Annotated in this window: 21 protein-coding genes and 1 tRNA gene; 12 read left to right on the forward strand and 10 right to left on the reverse strand. The window is 37.2% G+C overall.

Annotated features, from left to right (window positions below; translation table 11 throughout):
* Positions 1-229: 229 nt before the first annotated feature.
* From PVK70_RS16880 to PVK70_RS16900, 5 genes are all read right to left on the reverse strand, one after another.
* Entirely contained in the window at positions 230-2,260 is a 2,031-nt protein-coding gene (locus PVK70_RS16880; RefSeq protein ID WP_374954009.1) for a DUF262 domain-containing protein, read from the reverse strand.
* A gap of 2 nt (positions 2,261-2,262) precedes the next feature.
* Positions 2,263-3,726, reverse strand: a complete 1,464-nt coding sequence (locus PVK70_RS16885) for a DUF262 domain-containing protein (protein ID WP_105054660.1) — start codon at positions 3,724-3,726, stop codon at positions 2,263-2,265.
* 12 nt (positions 3,727-3,738) lie between these two features.
* Positions 3,739-5,070, reverse strand: a complete 1,332-nt coding sequence (locus tag PVK70_RS16890; RefSeq protein WP_105054659.1) for a restriction endonuclease subunit S — start codon at positions 5,068-5,070, stop codon at positions 3,739-3,741.
* Between the two features lie 3 nt (positions 5,071-5,073).
* On the reverse strand, positions 5,074-7,548 hold the full coding sequence (locus PVK70_RS16895; protein WP_105054658.1) for a type I restriction-modification system subunit M: 2,475 nt from the start codon (positions 7,546-7,548) through the stop codon (positions 5,074-5,076).
* 150 nt (positions 7,549-7,698) lie between these two features.
* A complete protein-coding gene (locus tag PVK70_RS16900) occupies positions 7,699-8,088 on the reverse strand; it encodes a helix-turn-helix domain-containing protein (RefSeq protein WP_105054657.1) in 390 nt (129 codons plus the stop codon).
* A 101-nt stretch (positions 8,089-8,189) separates the two neighbouring features.
* On the opposite strand from PVK70_RS16900, the gene PVK70_RS16905 reads away from it, so the two are divergent.
* From PVK70_RS16905 to PVK70_RS16930, 6 genes are all read left to right on the forward strand, one after another.
* The gene (locus tag PVK70_RS16905; protein ID WP_258132465.1) at positions 8,190-8,681 is read left to right on the forward strand and encodes a lecithin retinol acyltransferase family protein; all 492 of its coding nucleotides are present in this window, start codon (positions 8,190-8,192) and stop codon (positions 8,679-8,681) included.
* 335 nt (positions 8,682-9,016) lie between these two features.
* Positions 9,017-9,493, forward strand: coding sequence for a RadC family protein (gene radC / locus PVK70_RS16910; RefSeq protein WP_105054655.1), 477 nt, complete (start codon positions 9,017-9,019; stop codon positions 9,491-9,493).
* The gene (locus PVK70_RS16915; protein WP_105054654.1) at positions 9,493-9,936 is read left to right on the forward strand and encodes a DUF2787 domain-containing protein; all 444 of its coding nucleotides are present in this window, start codon (positions 9,493-9,495) and stop codon (positions 9,934-9,936) included. Before radC ends, PVK70_RS16915 begins: the two co-directional genes overlap by 1 nt.
* Before the next feature lie 64 nt (positions 9,937-10,000).
* Positions 10,001-10,468 (forward strand): DUF2787 domain-containing protein, encoded by a 468-nt coding sequence (locus PVK70_RS16920; protein ID WP_105054653.1) that lies wholly within the window; start codon positions 10,001-10,003, stop codon positions 10,466-10,468.
* A gap of 88 nt (positions 10,469-10,556) precedes the next feature.
* The gene (locus PVK70_RS16925) at positions 10,557-11,459 is read left to right on the forward strand and encodes an LPD25 domain-containing protein (protein WP_105054652.1); all 903 of its coding nucleotides are present in this window, start codon (positions 10,557-10,559) and stop codon (positions 11,457-11,459) included.
* Positions 11,460-11,693: 234 nt separating this feature from the next.
* On the forward strand, positions 11,694-12,467 hold the full coding sequence (locus PVK70_RS16930; RefSeq protein ID WP_061036725.1) for a helix-turn-helix transcriptional regulator: 774 nt from the start codon (positions 11,694-11,696) through the stop codon (positions 12,465-12,467).
* Positions 12,468-12,514: 47 nt separating this feature from the next.
* On the opposite strand, the gene PVK70_RS16935 is transcribed toward PVK70_RS16930, so the two are convergent.
* Positions 12,515-12,715: an AlpA family phage regulatory protein gene (locus PVK70_RS16935; protein WP_061036726.1), complete on the reverse strand. Its 201-nt coding sequence runs from the start codon at positions 12,713-12,715 to the stop codon at positions 12,515-12,517.
* 92 nt (positions 12,716-12,807) lie between these two features.
* On the opposite strand from PVK70_RS16935, the gene PVK70_RS16940 reads away from it, so the two are divergent.
* The 4 genes from PVK70_RS16940 (at position 12,808) to PVK70_RS16955 (ending at position 16,393) form a co-directional block, all read left to right on the forward strand.
* Positions 12,808-13,800, forward strand: coding sequence for a GTPase family protein (locus PVK70_RS16940; RefSeq protein ID WP_105054651.1), 993 nt, complete (start codon positions 12,808-12,810; stop codon positions 13,798-13,800).
* Entirely contained in the window at positions 13,772-14,503 is a 732-nt protein-coding gene (locus tag PVK70_RS16945; protein WP_130047300.1) for a hypothetical protein, read from the forward strand. The genes PVK70_RS16940 and PVK70_RS16945 overlap by 29 nt, the downstream gene beginning before the upstream one ends.
* 86 nt (positions 14,504-14,589) lie before the next feature.
* Positions 14,590-15,948, forward strand: a complete 1,359-nt coding sequence (locus tag PVK70_RS16950; RefSeq protein WP_105054649.1) for a hypothetical protein — start codon at positions 14,590-14,592, stop codon at positions 15,946-15,948.
* Between the two features lies 1 nt (position 15,949).
* The gene (locus PVK70_RS16955) at positions 15,950-16,393 is read left to right on the forward strand and encodes a hypothetical protein (protein WP_105054648.1); all 444 of its coding nucleotides are present in this window, start codon (positions 15,950-15,952) and stop codon (positions 16,391-16,393) included.
* Positions 16,394-16,434: 41 nt separating this feature from the next.
* Here PVK70_RS16955 and PVK70_RS16960 read toward each other — a convergent pair whose 3' ends face one another.
* Both PVK70_RS16960 and PVK70_RS16965 read right to left on the reverse strand, forming a co-directional pair.
* Positions 16,435-17,055, reverse strand: a complete 621-nt coding sequence (locus PVK70_RS16960; protein ID WP_105054647.1) for an inovirus Gp2 family protein — start codon at positions 17,053-17,055, stop codon at positions 16,435-16,437.
* Between the two features lie 187 nt (positions 17,056-17,242).
* On the reverse strand, positions 17,243-18,397 hold the full coding sequence (locus tag PVK70_RS16965; RefSeq protein ID WP_105054646.1) for a hypothetical protein: 1,155 nt from the start codon (positions 18,395-18,397) through the stop codon (positions 17,243-17,245).
* 166 nt (positions 18,398-18,563) lie between these two features.
* Between PVK70_RS16965 and PVK70_RS16970 the strand changes: the two genes are divergently transcribed.
* Positions 18,564-19,109, forward strand: coding sequence for a hypothetical protein (locus PVK70_RS16970; RefSeq protein ID WP_105054645.1), 546 nt, complete (start codon positions 18,564-18,566; stop codon positions 19,107-19,109).
* Between the two features lie 367 nt (positions 19,110-19,476).
* On the opposite strand, the gene PVK70_RS16975 is transcribed toward PVK70_RS16970, so the two are convergent.
* Positions 19,477-20,718, reverse strand: a complete 1,242-nt coding sequence (locus PVK70_RS16975) for an integrase domain-containing protein (RefSeq protein ID WP_105054644.1) — start codon at positions 20,716-20,718, stop codon at positions 19,477-19,479.
* 185 nt (positions 20,719-20,903) lie between these two features.
* Positions 20,904-20,980: transfer RNA gene (locus tag PVK70_RS16980), tRNA-Val, on the reverse strand.
* Positions 20,981-21,177: 197 nt separating this feature from the next.
* Between PVK70_RS16980 and PVK70_RS16985 the strand changes: the two genes are divergently transcribed.
* Positions 21,178-22,470: Cache 3/Cache 2 fusion domain-containing protein (locus PVK70_RS16985; protein ID WP_274441686.1), on the forward strand; the 1,293-nt coding region annotated here is incomplete at its 3' end.

Consider the following 22,470-nt stretch of genomic DNA (forward strand, 5'->3'; position numbering starts at 1 on the left):
GCCCAAGAGCAATGCTCTTGGGCCTAGCTCTTTACTAGAGGAAGCGATAGGTTCGCAACCTGATTGACGAACGGAGTAAGGAGATCAGGTTGCGAACCTATCGCAACCATAAAACCGTTCAATAAATTAGAGTCTGGCTAAACACCCGACTAGACGAATTCGTCCTAAGCTAAAGAGTTTTTTAATTATATATCAATACTATATTACCTTCAAATTAATTATTATACGCTTATTTTTCGTCAGTATAGTGCTTTGTTAACACATCCAATATATATACTTGATGATCTTTAATTTTTTCTTTTGTCCAATTACCTCCATCTCCCATCAAGCTAAAGATATGTTTGGATTTTAATGAATCATAACTTTCTTTGTTCATAAATTCTGCACGTTTAATACTTTCAGCCTTATCGCTATAAGTAGAATTTTCACCTGGACTAAGTAAAACTAAGTTACCAAAATGATGTAACCAATCATGAGATAACTTACTATTGTTCTGTGGGTGAATATGTTCTATCGAATTCTTTGATGTAATTCGATATCTTTTAAATTTTAGAACCTCTACAGAGCTCAGTATTGACTCTGAACTATTGAGATGCTTCCAAAGTAGATATTCAAGTTTTTGAAACCAATAATGCTCAAAACTGGTGCCATTCGATTCACTAAAGTAACGAATCTTTTCTACCCATTCTATTATTTTAGGCTTTTTCGATTTCGCTTGTTTAAAACTGGCTTCTTTTTGAGAACAAATAGCAAGTGACATTCTGTTGTCTATTCTTTCAAGTAACTTGAGAGCTTTCTTTTCTTGTTTACTGCCTATACTTTTCTTTATTAGTTCAGTAATAAAAGGGGTTATCCAGTATTGGGCACTTCTCTCACCCGTAAAGTTACGAACACTTTGCAATAGAACTATGCCACTAAGCTCTTTCGCTGTGCGATTGATATAGTAATTGCCATTAGATTTGCTTCGAGATTGATAGGTTAGGCCAAGATGAGACTCGGTAGAATCATCGCGCTTAACCCATTTAACGACCCAGCGGTCGAACTGATAGCGAACCTGCCAAAGCATTTCAATAAAGTCTTTTATAGATTGTTCATCAGCATTTATTAATGGCTCAAAAACTTCCAGCAAACGATCACTGTGAAGCCTTACGTCTATGTCATCTTTGTCATTTACCGCTAGATATACTCGATAAGCGTGTATCAAGAAAAGTGGGAATTTTATTATCGGCTCGCAATAAACCGTTTCTACATCTAGATCATATGTTTCGAATACATCTGCCTTAAGATTATCAGGGACATTTTTTCTGTTTAACTGTTCAGCTAACTCTTCGATACTAAGCCCTGCTGATTGCTCATAACCTAGGTCTGTATCTTTATGTAATTCTGCTGAGTGCAGAAAGCGATTGGTATCAAAAACAGCTAGGTCTTCAGGTTCAATAGCATTCCAATCTGAATGGCTAAAAACTTCCCGGACATTGCGCTCAAAATAGTTCTCCATATGTTCACAAGCAACCCATATCGCATCATATAGAGCTTTATCAGACAATTTCTTAAACAATTTGGCTTTAAGAATATCGGCTTGTTCTAACTGAACCCCTCCAGTGTTCATGGTCGCAAACAAACGGTTTAAATCCATTTGAGCCGAAACTATGTTGTTAACCCATTGCACATTACTATAAAAATACTCTGCAAATTGCCCAATAGTCACATCAGGATCTTTATTGAGCTTTTTGACCTCTTGGGTCAATACATTCAGTGCAATACCGATCTGTTTTAGATAGTCATTGCTATCTATTTTTTCTTGAGAAGGTATTTGATAGTCTTTAAGGCCCGCTAAGCCACCTAGGAGCTGTTGAACTTGTTCTCGAATAGCAAATTGTAAGCGAGGTATTACTTTTCCATCACTAGTCTTAAAAACTGCTAATTCTGAAAGTTTCGAGTTAACTCCTGCATAACTAAAAGCAATGGCGATAAGCATCAAAGTTGTGGTGCGCTGCTGCCCATCAATTAACTCATAGATGGCATCACCGTTTTTCTGTAATACTGATGACAGAATGGTGCCAATAAAGTAATTATTATCCGTTTGCTTATTTGACTCATGATACCTTTTACAAGCTTCTTTAATATCATTGAACAGAAGCAATACATCGTCATCAGACCAAACATAAGGGCGTTGGTAACTAGGAATAGAGAACTGGTAGTCATCAACCAAGATCTTCTCTAAGGTCAATATTTCCGTCTGAACAGATAAAGTAGACAAGATTACTGCCCTCCTAGCAATCTGACTTTTTCTGTAAAGTCATTTGAGAATTTAGTTGCGTACTGCTCTTTGGTTATTTGGGTTTCAATTTCGATAGAGAACTCTTTTTTTACTTTATTTATAAAATCTTGCTTACGACTGGATTTCTGTTCCGTTGGTGATCGTTCTGCTTCAATGATGCCTTCAGCACTTACGTTAAGTTGAAATTCATCCAATTTTAAAAAGCACTGTTCAGGCGTATAGCTCATTGCTATCCAATCCAATATTGGTGTTTTACGTAAAAATGCAGGAACAGATTTTTCTTTTACTGCAACTTGGTTTTCCACTCGCCTTGAATACACCACCCTAAATAGTTTTTTTGCGGCGACTTCTAGGTATTGTTGTCCAAACAGGCTGATATATAACAATAAGCTCGTGTCAAAAAGCTGCTTTAGATAACCACAACCATGGAGGTTGCATATAAGCTCGTGATAGAAACGGTGAAAGTCTGTTCCTGTAATATTTTCAGTTTCATTAGCGACTAGATAGGTTTGACGAAGCTGCTCAAAATACTGAAGATAATGAATGGTATTAGCGCCACTATTCAGTGGTTGACGTAAATCATAGCCAACTTGAGGTTGCGATAAACTCTCACCACCACTCTCGAAGTAAGTTCGTGTGACTCGGCCAAAAGCTACATCTTCTCCCGTTGTTTTAGAAGACAACTCATCAACGACAGCATCAACAAGCAAGCGTTTCTGGTGGTGTAATGGCATTGTTCTTCGAGATCGATCTTTTAAGTCTTTTTTTAAATTAAAGTACTCCCAATACCGCCCTCTTAAGAGCAAATCAATCACAGGATTGATGTTATTTAAACTCTCCCATAAGGCCGCAAAATGGCGAGTTTTAGAGGGCGTATTCTTGTCTATCACGTTTAGGTGATGTGCCTTAATAACATCAGGCCCTTTTAAGCGTACTCCACCAGTGTTCTGGGTTTCAAAAAAGCGATAGGCTTCATCTTCATTATTAGTCACAACCAATGTGACATTAACTAATGAAAAATCAATACTGGCAATTTGCTCACGTTTATCCAACAGCCAAGCCAAGTTATGTTTAATCTGTTGCTGACTCTCAGGTGCTTCATAACGTAGAGTTGAATTTTGATACTCACCTTTTAAAAAGGCAATCAGTGCCATGGTGGTCAGACGCTGCTGTCCATCGATGATATTGAGCAGATTATCCTGCTGATGCAAAATAATACTGCCCAAATAAAATGGACATTTTTGAGTATCTTTATTGCTTTTAAAGCCTGATTGATAATCTTTAAAATCTTGCAGTAAGCGCAGCATCTGCTCCTCAGACCAGCGGTATGGGCGTTGATACTCAGGTATGGAAAGCTGACCATTAATTGTTGAACCATCAGAGGCTATAATCCCCTGATGGTCAAAAATATGCGCTAACGTTGTACTGGCAACAGATACTGACATTTTACTTCCTTGTTAGTTGAGTATGCTTTCTTGCTTTTGTGGCACTTTAATTTTGCCTGTCACTGCACTGTTGATCAGTATTGTTTTGTACTCTTTGAGCTTTTCAATTTGTTGAAGCTGTAATTTTACGGCTTGGTCGATTTTATTAGATTGTACTTCTACGTGTGCAACTATTTGATCTTGTTCATTACGACAAGGAAAGCCAATTTCCATATCAAAGAACATTCGAGAGTAAAATCTTAGCCTTGAAGAGTGCAACCCTGTAGATACTTTATTGTAATGCTCTATATAACCGACAGTTTTAAGTAACCATTCAAGGTAAACCGGATTAAATATATTCAATGGTTTCTGACGGAAAATACTATACGCTGAACTTACAATGCCTGGTCGTTCTGAAACCCCTAAAGCCCCCATCCATGCCCACATAATGTTCATGACTAAGTCATTTTTTTTACATGTTTTAGAACCGCTATAATCTTCCGCAATCATGGTTACATTCTTTTCAGATCGCGGAGTAACACCTGTTATATGTGATACCGATAATAACTCTTCATCGCCATTGACTGAGCGCTCATCAATTTCATCAAATAAGTATTTTGCTCGTTTAACTTCCCAATGCTTTGGAATTCTACCGATCCAATCAACACCAGAGTCTTTCATGGGTACATTTGGAGCTAGGCCTTGAGTCACAGCTTGTTGGATGATGATTTGTTTACGCTCTTTTAACAGCTCGATTTGTTGCTGTTTGATAGCTACGGCTTCATCAATTTGAGCCGTTTTTTTATCAAGAAAATTGGCTATAGCAACTTGAGAGCTTTCTGGCGCTATAACTACATACATATTTGATAGTTCTGATGAGTTTATAGCTGGGTAGCTCATCCCTTTAGCTATATCATCCACTTGTTGGGTAAAAGCATTACTCTTTATGAAACTAGCAAAGTACTTGGAGTTTAACTCTAGGCGCGGAGATAAGACTGCAAAACCAGTAGAAAATACGTAGTCCTTATGTTCTTCTTCTATAAATGAAATAGCCTTGAGGTATGTACGTACTGTTGAGACAATAGTATCTCCTGCCTTAGCTAACCTACGAGCGCGAGATGGTGATTCTGAAAAAGTGAATGTTTCACTTTTTTCTATGCCATTTACTAGCGATACACTTCCTATATCAACATAATTAATCGTACGCTTTGCTGAAGTGTTTTCAGGCAAAGTGCGGCTATTAATTTCAGCGCAAAACTTTAGTTTCTTAACTGACCATCCCATAGGTATTTTACCTATTCTATCAATACCAGAATCTACATATTGCTTATACTCAGGCATCTCTAAAAATGAATTTTTAATCATTTTTCACCCCTGAATTTTAGTGAGAGACACACCAAGGATATCAGCAATCAAACCTTCGGCTTTTGTCTCTAGATTTATAATTTCTTTAGCAACCTCACTCATTGAGCGTAGTGACTTATGCTGATAGAAGTACTTGTTAAAGCTAATCTCATAGCCAATTTTAGTGCTATCAAGATTTATCCACGCCTCACCTACATGAGGCTGTACTTCATCAAGGAAGTATTGGTGGATTTCACTGTTATTAGTGTTAGCTTCTTGGTTGGTTGAGACATAATTAAGCGGAATAGATTCTGCGTCACGCAAATCTGAGTTACTCTCGTAAGTAGTAAATTCGTTTTTGTTACTCGTGGCATAGTAGCCAAAGTCACTCAAATCAGCTTGTTCACAACCTAAGTGCTGTAACAGCTCATCAAGTTTATCTTGCTTAAATTTAACCACCTTTTTAATCACTTTGTGAGCGTTTTCGTCATACCAACTCACCGCGTCTAAAATGGTCTTCTTCTCAGCAGGGGTTATTTTGATAACCTCTTGTTTCTGTGCTTTCTTTAGCTCTGTTAGCCTCTTTATTTTAAGATCAACGTCTTCCTTGAAGTCATTGACGTTATCGTATTGCTTATCGCCAAATTCAGTGAGAAGCTCCGCTGCCATTTGATAGATATTGCGTAATTTCAACCAATTTTCGATATCCAATAGCTTCTTCTTGGCTTTGGTATTTAAAGTAATGTCGTTTTCTTCACACCAAGCAAGAGTGGTGTTTTCAACGGTTTTTAAGAATCCTTTTTGATAAACACTTTCACCATACTGTGCATACAGGTACTCCATTGGCTCACGTAGTGCTTTATCAAAACGCAGTGGTTCTATTAGTTCTTGCTTGAATTGAGCGCTTCGGCGATCTGGTCGTTCAATATTGACTTTGTAATAGCCAAAATCTTTGTTATTAAACACTTTCGAGGCTAGTCCAATAGGTTCATCATTGTCGTTTTTTGTTCGCTCAATCGACTTGCCACATAGGTAAGCCTGAGTTATTTGAGCAATATGCTCTGGAAGGAATTCGCAGTTCTTGTCGCCCAAGTTTTTGCGCAGCTTTTTAAACAGCAGACTAGCATCAATTAATTGTACTTTGCCTTTTCTGTCTTCTGGTTTGTTATTGCTTAATAGCCATATGTAAGTCGTTATCCCTGTGTTGTAGAACAGGTTATTTGGCATTTGCACGATAGCGTCTAGCATGTCGTTTTCAATGATGTAGCGACGAATATTGCTCTCTCCAGAACCTGCGTCACCAGTAAATAAACTAGAGCCATTGTGTACTGATGCAATGCGAGCGCCCAACGGACTGTGAGCCGTTGATTTCATCTTGCTTACCATTTCCATAAGGAACAGCAACTGTCCATCACTAGAGCGCGGCGTGGCATCAACAAAGCCATCCTTAGCTGGCTCACCCCAGTAATCGTTTAACGGAACACGGAAACGAGAGTCGATAACATCAGTGCCATCTTTAATGTTCTTCTGCTCGCTAGCCCAACTTTTCCCATAAGGTGGATTAGACAAGCAGAAATCAAAACGATTGGCTGCAAACTCATCAGTAGACAAGGTCGAACCAATCTTAATGTTCTCAGGGTTATTACCCTTGATCATCATATCTGACTTACAGATAGCGTAAGTCTCATCATTGATCTCTTTGCCGTAAAGACGGATATCGCGCTTAGAAGTTCGATTCTCTGATTTAACTGGGTACTTCTCTTCAATGAAATTTTGCGCTTCGGTTAGCATGCCACCACTACCACATGCAGGGTCATAAATTGTCAAAGGATCTGGCAAGCCGCCTTTAATCGGATCAAAGACTAAATGAACCATTAGTTCAATTACTTCACGTGGAGTAAAGTGCTCACCCGCTTCTTCATTATTATCTTCGTTGAACTTACGAATAAGCTCTTCAAACACATAACCCATGCCTAAATTACTGACAGGCGGTAGCTTATAGCCATCAGGATCAATCTGTTCATTAGGAGTAAGGTTGATGTTTGGTGAAACGAACTTCTCCAGTACATCTAGCAATACGTCTTTACTCGCCATGTGACGAATTTTTGCTTGTAGATCGAAGCAAGCAATAATCTCTTTAACGTTGTCACTAAAGCCAAATAAGTATTCTTCAACATTCGCCAACAAGATTTGTTGATTGTTAGTTGCGGTGCTTTGTAAGCTTTTTAGCGTCCATCTTGAGGTGTTATAAAACACGTAACCAGATTCCGCCATTAATGGCGCATCATCAAGCTCAGTGGCTTCCATTTCTTCAGTTTGAAACCTCACCTCTGCCAAAACTGCATCTTTAGTTGGCTCTAATAAAGTATCTAAACGACGCAATACCACCATAGGCAAGATAACATCACGGTATTTACCACGGACATAAACATCACGTAGGCAGTCGTCTGCAATAGACCAGATAAATGAGATAAGTTTGTTGTGTACTGAGTGATCCATAACGATCCTATTTAAAATCTAATAAGTTCTATAATAAGAACTGTAAGTAATAGAGCTTTGAGTTAACAATATTACTTTTATTTAATACGCAGCATTAGACATAACTACTGCGTAAACTTATTTATTATACAAAGAGTTACTTTACCGATACTACTTAGATTTACCAGCAAGGCCGATGATCAATGCGCCTAGTGCAGCACCAGCGATAAATGTTCCGACCCCACTTCCACTCGCAGTTTTTGCTTTTGTTGTATTACCTCGTGGCTGTGCCTGAACTAAAACATCATCATTTGATTGTAAGTTTCCAACCGTATTTACAACTAAGTTAAACAAACTTTCGACAGGTATATCTAATGCTTGGGCACACTCAAACATTTGATCTACAGAAAAAGTTGACTTCCCAGATTCTAAGCGGCTATAGCTTGCTTGTGACAGCCCCATTTTTTCTGCCAAAACACTCTGTTCAATACTTAATTCTTTTCGTTTATTAGCAATGACAACACCAAGAACGGATGAATATGAAACCATTTTATCTTTCATTTTTTTCACCAATCACAAAATAGCACTTGATAAAATCAGTGCATGCATATAGATTAACTGCATCAATATACGTTTAACGCATAACTCAGCATTAATTGAGTTTGTATACTTTAAATCAAAAAAGGAAAATTATGAAGAATAAACTGAACTTAGGTGACTTACTTTACCGATCAAAATTGTTTGTAGAGCATGCAGGCATATATCTTGGCAGTGATCGAGTACTTCACAACAGCCCTGATGGTAATGTACAGATCTGTACATTAGATGAATATTCAGCGGGGAAACCAATAAAAGTAATATTAAATCAATTAAGTAAAGAAAAACAAAATGAATTGTTACACCAAGCAGAACAACTTATCTCACAAGCTAAGCACTACGGGATTCTTAGTTTTAACTGTGAACACTTAGCTTCTAGTGTTCTCTCTGGAAGTTCTACAAGTGAGCAACTTCAGGGAGTAGGCTTAGGTGCTGCTGCGGGACTCTTACTGGCTTATAGTAATAAATCTAAATACTCATTTTTATTTTTATTAGCTGGTGGATTAATCGGCTGCATGGCAGTTAACGCTTCTCGAAAATATGATTTTTCCATTTAAGATCAATTAGATAATGAAGACAAAAATACAATCCTTTTATCTATTTATTTTGTCTTCATTCTGTTTAAAACTTGTACAACCATTGGTGTACCAATAACCCTCTACTTTTAATCACCCTTACTTATCCCTGATCGTAGTGCAGTTACTTTCCGAGATAGTTCACGATAAATCACTATCTTTTTGGCTTACACTCCCTCTCCCCTTAATCTAGCAAGTACTATTATTTCTTTTGATCTTACAATTACTACTTCCTACCATTAACTCCAATTCAAAAATAACTCACATATATATCACCTTTATGCATATCCAAAACGAATGCCTTAAAGGAGCTTTACATGCAAAAACAATCCAACCTCACTTATGTCGTTAATGAGCCTTTAACGGCAAATCAAGTGTTCGAAAAAGCCGCTGAATTACTAGAGCACCAATATCAACGTGAAAACTCATTCACAGATCCGACTAACACCAAACATTATCTATCCATGAAATTAGGCCACCAAGAGCGTGAAGTGTTTGCTGTGCTGTTTCTGGATAATCAAAATCAACTCATTAGTTATCAAGAGCTGTTCTATGGCACTGTCGATTCTGCCAGCGTGTATCCTCGTGAAGTCGCAAAGGCAGCATTATATGCCAATGCCGCTGCGGTGATATTTGCCCACAACCATCCTTCGGGGATTGCGGAACCATCAGGGAGCGATAAACGCATTACCACTAAATTAGTGGATGCATTAAATTTATTAGATATTCGAGTACTTGACCATGTGGTGGTTGGCTCACCTTGTGTCTCTTTTGCAGAGCGAGGGCTTATCTAATGAAAAGAGAATTACTTGTTCACGGTAAAGACCTAGCATTACCCAAAAGTCTGCATCGTCATCTTGAAGTAGTCTTAGATAGTTTTTCACTTCGTACTGACATCAATCGACTTTCAGTGAACTTTCGAGACACCAGCTATTACCATCGACGTGAGGGATTGCACCCTGTAGAAATGCGCTTTGAGCGAGACGACATTAATCGTCATATTTGGAAGCTGGTATTTATTGCCAGCTTTTCCTATCCCGATGAACACAGCCCAAACGTTGCACCTGAGCTGTACTTTAACTTTAAACGTGGTTGGTTCTATCAACCTGATATTCAAGGCTGTGAGCTTGCAAGGCCGCAAGTCATCGACCTATTTACCTCATGGGCACTCGCCTTTTGTCGTCAACTTCGAAACCAACACTTTGATGATATCTCTGCTAACGAGATACGCACTTAACCTCATCTGCTTCCAATTTATTACTTTTTGTCACTATCTTATTTAAATCATAGGAGGACACACCGTGTCTGAATTACAAACCATCATTACCACCACTAACCTTGTTCCTACGTTATTGCCAGTATCAAGCAAGCTGAACCAATGCCTTGTTGATGCATTTAATCAACGCCCTGAATTGCATTCTGGCTTAGAGGAAACAAACAGTGTCATCTTCAATTTTCGAGATAAAAGCTACAGTGCTGAAAGTGGTGGTTTTCATCCTGTTGAGATTGCTTTAACCAAAGAAGCAAATAACACATGGCACTATGCCTACATCACTAACTTTGCTTTTGTGGGTAATCATTATCCTGAATTAGCCAAAGAATTAGATTTTGATTTTCTAAGTGAAGAATGGTTTGCCAGCTATTTAGGACGTTATTCGTCCATCAAAGATGACGGTGCCGCTAAGGAGTTGTATCAATTATGGGAGCATAACTTTCTGGCTTATGCCGATATGGGAATGTATGACGAAATAGAAATCAACGTATCTTAATCATCCTCCTTATTTCAATATCAATCACATCATGCCGCAGCCTTTTGGTTGCGGTTTTTTTATGCTTAAAAATCAGGATAACTAACTCATGAATAAACAAATAATACCCACCCTTAATCCCTTCTCTGTCTTAGTCAATTGGTCTGAATCCAATGAGTTCAATGGAGGTCAGTTGTATGACTTCATGGACTTTGAGCGTAAAGCATTGGACGTAGCTAAACAAAAACCATTAGGCGGTTACGACAAAACCAATGTAACGGTGACATTTGAAAATGGGGATGAACACCAATGTCGATTAGATTTAGGTTGTGGTGGCAATGATGTAGGCTTTGCTGATCATTGTCTTAGTACGCTTGAATATCATGAAAAACATCACCTCGATACAGATAAGCCGTGGTTACGTAATGATGCTAATCATCAACAATTAATCACACTCATTAGAACCTATCATTTTGATATCGAGTTTATAACTGATGCTCGAAACCAAACCATCAAAGCCACTGAACTTGCGAAGCAACAAGAGCGAGATAAAGAGCAAGCCAAACGTGAGCAAGAAGAAAAAGAATGGCAAGCACATCAAGCCAATGAAAAGGCATTTCAAGCAGCTCTAGTCATACCTGAATGGACGAAAGGCGTGATCGTAGCTACTTATACCGAATACGATAAAGAACGCAGTGAGCCGCATTCAGGAGAGCATCACACCAAAACCCTTCGCACCATTATTTTAGCATGGTCTACCCATACCAGACGATTATTCCCTGAACTGCGTAAAGCCTGTTTGGATCATCCTGATACGGTATTTCTAAACGATAAAGAGCAAAGCTGTGAGCATCGTAATAACTACGGTATAGGGCAAGGCTCTGGCTTAACGAATGTGGATTATCTTTATCATGGTTGGTGTGTGGAAAAGATTGTCTTTGGGAATAAATACAACAAAGCGAAATACGTTCCATTAGGGGAAATCGTCATCCCTTTATCACAAGATAAATGAGGCTACACCATTAGATTATTGAAAAGGTAAAGGTCTTCGTCTCTCACCTTAAAACCCTTGCTCTATGCGGCTTTAGAAGGACTAACACTTGTAATCTCAATGTGCTTAACAGAGCAATATCACTCCTTCTCAATTATCCACCACTCACTTATTTTTAAGATCACTATCGCTACGACATAAGTCAACGCAGCCATAGATACACTCCCTATCAATTACCCTCAACAAGTTAAGCGAATGAATAAGAATGCCCCAAACCGTTCACAACATTATCTTCAATTAATTCTAGAAATTTATAAGCGCATACCGAAACATCGTAAAACCACCGCAAAAGAGATCCAACAGCAATTAACTAATATCGGCATTGATCGCAGTGAAAGATCTATACAGCGTAACTTAGCGGATATGGTTCAATTCTTTGATGACATTGAAATGGATAATCGAGACAAACCTTATGGATATACTCGTCGTTCAAGCTCTTTATTATCAGAGCATAGACAAGATGCCCTTTTATTATACTTAGCAACCCATTACTTACGTTATTTATTACCCGTGACACTGACTGCTTCAATGGAAAATATACTCTCTGATACAAAACGACTTTTTCTTCCTGAAAATGCGAACTCTAAAGAACGTCAGTGGGTAAATAAAATAGGCGTTGTCAATGACTCCTTTACGCAATCATTCCTATGCATACCTTCTCATATCTTTGAGCCAATCAGTTATGCCTTGTTTCATAACCGATTACTGTCACTTACCTACACAGAAGGAACACAAGCAAAAAAAATAAAAGAGGTTATGCCCCTTGGTTTAGTTCAACAAGGTGAATGGCTTTATCTTATTTATCAAACAAAAGAAGAAGTCATTACATACTCAATATGTCTGCATCACATCATTCAAGTAAGTGTATCTACCTTTTCATTTACCTACCCGAGTGAATTTACCTTACAGCAATACCTTAATAAAGAATGGGGGGAGGTTCAATCATCACATAAAACACATGCTCATTGAGGTTAACTACAGAGCCAATTACGACTCTGTATACAGTTATACATAACTTAACGAACGGTGCATGCATCTCGCAATGCAACTTTCTCCATCATCCACTCTTCTATTTCATGTTCCACCCAGCGGACCCCTCTCTTATCTATATCCAACTTAACAGTGCCAGGGAAACGCCCTTCATTCATAAATTTATAGACACTTGAACGACCTAATCCAGTCATTGCCATTACTTCTTTTAACTTAATGAATTTCATTATTTTATTCCTTATGAGTTTTCGTCATAAGGAGGTGCACTACTGTTATTTTTACGCGAAACTTATCGCTTTTCCTGATATAAGGACTTCCAATGAATAAACCACCCAATCTCTTCTTACAGCTTGAAGAAGATATTAACCTCGCCAGTCTTAATCCAAATACCCAAAACCTATTACTTCGTAACCTCAACACATTAAAGACCACCCAACTAAACATCATGATTGTTGGTGCAACAGGTGCAGGGAAAAGCTCAACCATTAACGCGTTATTCAATATGGATATAGCAACCGTTGGCACAAGTAGCTCTCCTGAAACGTCAAACATCACAGCCTACACTCTGCATAATTTGGTGTTGTGGGATAGTGCAGGATTAGGTGATGGCTATACCAATGACAAGCAACATGCCAAAGCCATTAAACAGAAATTAAAAGAGAGAACAAAGGACGGTGAATTATTGATAGATTTAGTGCTGGTGATTATTGATGGCAGCACTCGTGATTTAGGGACGCCAGTGACACTTATCAACAACGTTATTCTTCCCTCAATAGGAGATAATCCAAATGAGCGAATTTTAGTTGCAATTAACCAAGCGGATATTGCACAAAAAGGAAGGGATGCATGGGACTACGATAACAATCACCCAACCCCAGCTTCAGCCGCCTTTCTTGATGATAAAATAGTGTCACTCAAACAGAGGTTATTTGAATCAAGCAAACTAACCATCTCTCCTATCTATTATGTCGCAGGGTTTCATGATGGTGAGCATCAACAACTCCCTTACAACCTCTCTAAGCTATTGCTGCTCATCGTTGAACATACACCAAAAAATAAAAGAGTCATTTTGGCTAATCGCACATTATCAACCAAGCAGAGTGCATGGCAGTATGATGATGAACATTGTGATTACAATCAGAAGACACGACATCATTTATGGGAGGGAATTATGGATTCTATTCATCATGGTGCTGATATCGGCTCTGATATTGGTTTTGTCTTTGGTCGTACAGGAGAGCTGATTGGAGCCTTAATTGGAGGGACATTAGGCGCAATTTCTGGTGGTCTACGCAGCCTGTTTAGATTATGAAGGTATTATGCTAACAACGACACAAGAGCAACAACTGCACCTTACGACTCGTCGTTTAGATACTCATCCCATTGATGTACTGATTGTCGGAGCAACAGGCTCAGGGAAAACCACCACGTTACAAGCGTTACTACCAAAAAAATTACGTAAGCGAGCAAACAAACACCCAACGTTACCTGATATGAAAAAGATGCATGCTTATCGTATTCATCCACATTTACGGATGTGGGAGCCTATTCCCCCTGACTCACTCACATTAAAAAATGAACAGTTATATGAAAAAGAAATCATTAATACGCTTCAATACGCCTACCCTTACAAAGATAACCATTATGCATTTATCGATATGGTCGTAATAGTGATTGATGGATCAAGCCGAGATATAGGAACCGCCATTAATCTGATCAACCACACTCTACTGCCCTATTTCCCCATAGAAAGAATAGTGGTTGCAATTAATCAAGCCGACAGAGCAATGAAAGGACGACATTGGGACACACTACTAAATGAGCCCTATCCACCACTACAGCATTACCTAATCCATCAAGCCAATACCATAAAGCACCGACTTTCGGCGTCTTGCTCAGAGTCCTTTCCTACCCCAATTTATTACTCAGCTCGATATCACTACCACCTTCAAGTATTGCTTGATGCCCTTATCGACACCCTACCAACAGAGAAACGGAAAATAGTGCTTTCTTAAATCACAATTCCATCAGTGCTGCGTCATAAGGTGTCGCTGCACTCTTTATCCTATTGGTTTAATTATCCCTTATTGGAAATAACATAATGAAAATTACCCCTTCTTTACTTGGCTCATTGATTGCCTTATCACTCTCAGGTTGTAACAGCAGTGATGATTCAAACTCGACAGTATCCACATCAACCATTAAAGCCATTGATGGCTACCTTGCTAATGCGTCTGTCTATATCGATAGAAACAACAATAACATCGCTGATGAAAATGAATTCGTTGGGGTTACTTCAGAGAGAGGTGAACTAACAATCGATTCATCACAGCTAACACATCCCATCATAATAAAAGCAATTGCTGGTCAAACGTATGATTTAGATAAAGGTGGACGCTTAACACAAAGCTATGAATTGATGGCAGATACAAGCACGACAATCATTACCCCTTTTACAACCTTAGCAAAAATCAATGACATCACAATGGAGACTCTTGCCGCTCAATTAGGTTATGACACAACATTGATTAATTCGGATTACGTCAAAGCAAAAGAGACAAATGCTACCGCAGAGCAAGTTCATTTATTGGCTCGCAGTAGTATGACTACACTCAATGATACTGTGGTTAATTCCATAAAGAACAAAGAAGCCATCACGCAAGGAGTGACTACCATCAATAACAAGGTGGATGAACTAGTAAACGCTGGAAATAACCTTAATAATATTGTGATTGATGCAAGTGGCAACAGTACCCCTATGCCACCAACATTAACTCGATACTTAGCAGATACCACTCTCTATCAGTTCAGTACTAATGAGTTTTGGTTTGAGCATGATTTGTATAGCAAGATGGTATTTAAAGACAATACGTTGACCGCTACCACCAGCCAAGGGGAGCACATTGCTGACTTACCTATCAGCATCACAAACAACACCTATACCGCTAAAGGCACTGAACTTGAAGAAGAGTTTATCTATTTTAGTCACGACTTTTCACTGATAGTCACCAGCGACGGTGCTATGGATTTCGCCACCACTGATGCATCTATTATTGATGAAAATACCAATACAGTGAACTTCAACTTCATCCCAGCAACAGCTTCTATGTTTCAAGGTAAAGAAGTCTATTGGTTAATTGATGATGCAGAGAATAGCCCTACCGCTAACGTCTCTCTGATTGAATTCTCTTTTGATGAGATAGGCGATACAGGTCGGTATGTAAATGGAAATATTAAAGGTGGTTTCACTTGGTACATCAATGCCGATAATCAGCTTACCATCGTACGTGACAGCGAAGCCAAAGATTGGATATTCCAACCTGTGATGACCAATGACGACATGATTGTTTCTGTTATGCGTCACGCCCCTCTAGAAGCTCACAAATACTCTCGTATTCCGATGTTTCTTATCAACAATAAAGATCTCGCTGAGAGTCTTAAACAAGAATGGATAAAATAACATGCGTAAATTACTACTAGCATTACTCGTCACCACCTCATTCAGTACCGTTGCACAGACGGATGGATTCAGTATTAAATATAAAAATATAGATACTCATTACGGTACAAAAACAAAGCTCTTTGTGACTTCTCATTTTGATGATGTTGTGATTAATAAAGTTGAAGTGAATCGAGGTAATTGTCCTTTAGCTTGGCCTAAAACCCCCACAGTTAAAGTAAAGAAAGATAAATACAGTCAATCGGATGATTTATTAAATAATCTCAGTAACCCTGATTACAATCCGAACAAGAGCAACGTTAAGGCTCAAGGAACAACATGGCATCCTTATGAGCCTGTTAGGTTAGCGTTCGGACAAACAACAGGCTACGTAGCTACCAGCGTCTGTAACGTCATTGAAATTACTATTTCATCCAGTGAAGGGGATTATCGTTTTACTGATTAACATAAGAAAAGAAAGGCGGTAATGCCTTTCTTTTTTTTATCTCATTTACGGCTACTGCCGAAGTTCTTACCACCATTGCCATAACGTTTTGTTGCCTTTTTTGCAAAATAACTTAAGCGATAAAAAAGGTCATCATACTGCGCTTTATAATTAGAGTCTGTTTTATTCAGAGTATAGGTAGCATTATCTGTAAAATAAATAGCACCGTCTATATCAATAATATGAACACCTAATGCACTAGCCCATGCTTGCCTTATTCTTGCCGCAGTATTTCCTTCTTTCGCTGTAAAATACCCAAGATGACTGTAAACATTTCCATTAAGAAATACCACAATGTGATAGTGAGGATGATTAGAAGAGTCTTGTTCTTTTACCCATATAAACCTAGGTGTAGATTTTCCTCTCTTCTTTTTTTTTAAGTCAGCACGAATGATGGCTTTAAAAGAAGCAATAAATTTAGAAATATGGTTATTTTCAACTACGGTATAATCTTCAGGGTAGCGTAAATCAACACGCATAGCAGAAGTTCTAGGGTACGCATTCAAAGCCAGTTTAATAGTTTCATCAATTTTGATTAAATACTTTTCATCTAATTCACCACAATCCGTTTGTACTCTCATACCTTGAAAGGTATTTATTAATTTTTTCTTGTTACTTCCCATTGTTTTTTACCTATGATTATTTAGTTCATAGGTACAATGGTTACTGTTAATTATTGTAGTTATGATTACGATGCATTAGGTAGAATGAATAAACTATATAATATTAATAACCGTAGCATTAATTTTCTTCATCTCCACACTAAGAGTTGATACCATAAGGGTTACACTTACAAAAAACTGAAATATTTCACTCTGGAAAAACATTATTATTAGCACATCTCGATAACACCTTCACATTATTACTTAATATTTTTATTTGATAAGTATATTGCTTACCATCATGTTTACACCATTCTCTATCAATAAGCTCTAAATATTGATTTGATACCAACATCGAAATGTAAAATAATAAATTATCGACATCTTTATCACTAATAGCCCCATCTAGTTTATTGGCTAAAAATAATGACTTTAATCGCCTTATTTTTACAACCTCACGTTCTTCAATTAGCAAACACCTTTTTTCACTATATTTTGAAAGCATGTGGCAGGTATATTTCTCCAATGCATATTGAAAATAACCACCATATTTATCACCAAGATTTTTAGCAGGCAATATTTTTGAAATGGTTTTAAACCACAAGTCATCCAAGAATAAATCATGTAAATTATGTTGTTTATATTTGACGTCTTTTTTTTCATTAGTCCTTAACATTTCACGGATCAAAATCTCAACATTGTAAAAATTATTATTATTGATGTGCATTACATTCTCAACTTTATCTTGTTCAGGAATAGAAGCTCTAAAATTACAATCTAAATCAAGATAAAACGAACCTTTTTTCTTTCCTAAGAGTAAATCATTATTAATACCAGAAACTCTATAAATAATATATTTAAGCGTCATTAACTTTCTAATCTGAGTACGTACTCTTTCTCGTTTCATTCCTGTAAATTTAGAAATATCAGCAATACTGAAATCATGCACGATGCCAAAGCTATCAGCTTGTGCTAGCAACAGGCTCAATAAGAGCTTATGAGATACATTCAATGAATCATGCTCCTCACAGTTAGAATCAAGCAACTCATCAATCAGAGCCTTGCTATAAGATAAAGGCTGTCTGTATTTTTTTATTACTTCAAGAGCCTCGAAAAAACCAATTGAAAACTGATATGCCTTTTTTACTTTTCCTTTATTGGTAATAGCAATAAGCCCAGCCTCTGATAGTACTACCATTGATGGCACTATAACCTTTCTAGATACACCACATAGCTTGGCTAGCTGAACAGCACTACTATCAATTGGATTGTAGATATCAAAATATCTAATCAGTTGAACAAGAAGATACTTACCTTCCGGAGATAACCCTTTAATGGTCAATAAAAGCGACTGTATATACACATTAAAACCTCAAATTGTTCTCTATACACCCCATATTACAGGTAAATCAGAATGTAATTTTAGACATAGTCCACAGACATAGTCTAAAAAAGTGATTTAGTTATTATGTTCCTTTACTATCATAGTCACTCATTTATAGCTTTAAGCTGCATGCCTAGTATTAATTATGACTAAAAAACTTAATCACTTTAATTTTGATAACGAAGAACATATTGCATGGTTACAAGGTTACTTAAGTAAAAGACATGACCATCTTTTTACTCTGGCCCCTTATCTAGATATAGGGAACATTTTCAGTGTTCAGGCTCATATTCCAAAAACAGAACGATTTGATAAATTAGTTTCTGCATTAGAAAAGAATGCTGAAGGCCGAGAATTATGGAGACAACTATATGGTGCATGGCATAAAAAGCAAAAAAGAGATAGTAATAATAGAATAAAGTCTTATAGCTTTGAGTTAGATGTAGCTATTAAAAGTAAACTAAATTTTTTATCTAAGGGTTCAACCATAAAAGATACATTGGAGAAATTAATTACAGGAGTTTATCAAGAAGAAAAAAATATAATAAAAAACAACAAACAGATTAAATTAAACAATTTAACAGCCATTCAATTGGAAACATTAAAATTTGAGTTAGACAAAGAAAAGGAAAGAGTTAAATATTTATCATCGATACTTGAAGAAAATGGGATTAATTTTAATTTAAAGTGACATATATTATTAATAACTTCATTCGACACCTATGATATAAGCCATACTTATACAATCAATCAATCAATCAATCAATCAATCAAGAGGTTATAAGTACTGACGGGAAAGTTATCAATACTTAAGCGATTAATATTATGAAAGGTGAAAGCACTTAAATTCCCGACATGTACCGTAAATTTTTATAATAAAAAACTTATAAAGACAATATAAAATTTAAAAATCACATAATATTAGATCTACCTAAAATATATTAGTTAATCCTAATTACATCGAATTAATATTTCAATAAAACCATCAGAGTTACAATATCTTTCATTTATTATATTTAATAGGGATGAATGAACTATCCTTCCCTATATGTTTTCTATTAACCTACAACCTTAAGTCCCTTCTTACCACTCATAGATAAGCTACCAGTAGCCGCCTCTTCGATATGGTCACTCCACCACTTCATTAGAACCTTACGTCGTTCAAGGTAGTCTGTGCGATTATAAGCACTTCGAACCTTATCTCTATCAACATGAGAGAGTGCCGCTTCAATAATATCCGCATCGAAGTTTTGTTCATTTAAGGTAGTACTAGCTAATGCTCGTAGGCCATGAGAAGTTTGTCTTCCCTTAAATCCCATTCGCACCAATGCTTTATTAGCTGTTTCTTTATTTATGTGATTTTTATTGCTTTTATCAGCAGGGAAAATATATTCACTCTCACCTGTAATAAAATCAATCGTTTCTAATAAATCTAATGTTTGCTTTGTTAATGGGACGGTATGAACTCTTCCCTTCTTCATTCGTTCAGCAGGAATAACCCAAAGCATTTTTTCTTTGTCTATTTCATCCCAGCGCGCACCAGCAGTCTCGGCTGGTCTTGTCATGGTATGAAGCTGCCATTCTAACAAACAGCGTGTGATGGGCTTAATAGATGCGTAATTAATCGTTTTTAACAGCTCCGGTAGATCTTTAGGATCTAGCGATGCCTGGTTAGTAACTTTGGCTGTTTCAAACGCTTTCCCAATACCAGCAAGTCTATTGTGTTCTATAACACCAGTATTCACAGCAAAGGTCATGATCTCATTTAAATTACGACACAATCGTCCTACCGTTTCTAACTTACCTTGATTTGCAATTGGCTTAATGGTTTTAATAGCTTGTGGTGCAGTAATATCACCAAGCGGGAATTTACCAAGATCAGGTAAAAGGTACTTCTCTATTCGTTGTTTTAATTTCTTGGCTGTTTGTTCTTTAATGCTTGTTTTCTTTACTTCAAGCCAATCATCAAATACCGCTTGTAAGGTATTCGATAACTCTAGTTGTTTTTCACGAAGTGTATTATCTCGATGCTCTTTCGGATCAATACCGTCGGCAAGTATCTCTCTGGCTTCAATAGCTTTACTTCTTGCTTTAGCAAGTGAGATATCTGGATATTTACCTAAAGCTAAATTAAGCCGTTTTCTTGTTATTGGATGATAATAAGAAAAGCGCCATAACTTAGTGCCTATTGGTTTTACCTTTAAAGATAAACCGTCACCATCACCTAGGTTATATTCTTTATCTTTTGGTTTTGCTTGTTTAACTTGGGTCGCCGTTAAGGGCTGTACTTTTATAGCCATTTGAACCTCTGAAGTAACCTCGAAAGCACACAATTTTAAAAAGGTTACTTCAGAGATTACTTCAAACCGTGGATTTTACAAGACACTAATGGACGCTTACGGACACCAAAACAGCTAAATGATTGATAAAACAAGGAATTACAGACACAAAAAAGCCCACACTAGGTGGGCTCTTTCGTATAATGTGGTGCCCGCTACTGGACTCGAACCAGTGACACCTTGCATGTCATGCAAGTACTCTAACCAACTGAGCTAAGCGGGCAAATCGTTAACTGGGAAGTAACTTACTTCTCCTTGAGGACGATATGGATAATATCGAGTTCTTTTTTACTCTGCAAGTCTTTTTTTATTATTATCAATCGTTTGACCATTTTTCGATCAAAGCGTGTAAAAACAGAGCAACTTGCTAGTTAGCGTCTTTTAAAATAGAATCAGCATACTGTTAATAGGACTTATTTCATGCCTCAATCTCGTTTTCATCATTTACGCTTTTTACAACCTATTTTAATTCTACTATTAATTGGTATTGCCGCAATCTCTTTAACGTTTAGCATTCAAAGCTTTCAAACGGTTGAAAAAACAATCCGCAGCTCTTCATTTAAAGCGTTCAATAACTCTATTGAAGCCAGTTATGATATTGTTGATACCGCACTTAATGAGTCAATTAAGCGTTACCTAAGAGGTATTGTGACTACCTCTGCTAAGTTTATTACTCAAATTCAGACCTCGTCTTTTTTAACGCAAGAACAAAAGAACACGTTAATTCAAGATTACATTAACTCTAATAAAATTGGTGATACTGGCTACCCTTATATCTTAAACTCTAAAGGCCAATTGGTGTATCATCCTATTTTTCAAGGTCGTAACGTCAGTGAGTATCGCCACATTCAAGAGCAAATTGATAATAATGATCATTTTGTTGAGTACTTATGGACAAATCCTGGTGAAGAGAAACCACGCAGAAAACTGGCTTATTCTATTTATGTAGAAGAGTTGGACTTTGTTATCTCTGCCAGTGCTTATAAAAATGAGCTTTTACACTTCATTGATAAAACTATTCTAAAAGATAAATTAAATAAGTATCAATATGGCAAAACCGGTTACGTTTATGTCATTGACTTAGTTGGTGAGCTTATTCTCCATCCTAGTTATGAAGGAGAAAACATTCGTAGTTTAATTGGTGAAAATGCAGACGGCTTACTTAAAAAGATCCAACAATCAGCACACAGTTACAGTTTACAAATGAACCTAGTTAACGGTTCACCAGAGACGATCTTTCATTCTGCAAATGTTGAAGATTATTCCTATCAAATTACGATGGACAATAATACCTATCAAAAAGACGTCCTTTATATTTATTACCCTTACCTTGATTGGGCTATTGTCTCGGGAATTTCCCGTGATGAACTCCATCGCCCGACCAATACACTTCTCTATAGCTTGTTAGCTTTAGTTTTAAGTCTAGCTACAATAATTGTTATTCTATTGCTACTGCTTAATCATCGACATAAGAAGCTTGTGAACGTGCTTAATCGTGACTATCTAACTGGTTTATTTAACCGCCGTGCTTTTCATGATATGACATCAAAGCTCATCAACGATACGCAACATCCAACAGGCTTTAAACCCTACTCTATTATTCTGTTAGATATTGATTTCTTTAAACGTATTAATGATACCTATGGTCATATAGTCGGAGATAAGATCATTGCGATAGTAGGTAAAGCCATATCTCAATACCCAAGTATTTTA

Origin of the sequence: Aliivibrio sp. A6, assembly GCF_028765505.1 — a bacterium.
Lineage (GTDB): Bacteria > Pseudomonadota > Gammaproteobacteria > Enterobacterales > Vibrionaceae > Aliivibrio > Aliivibrio finisterrensis_A.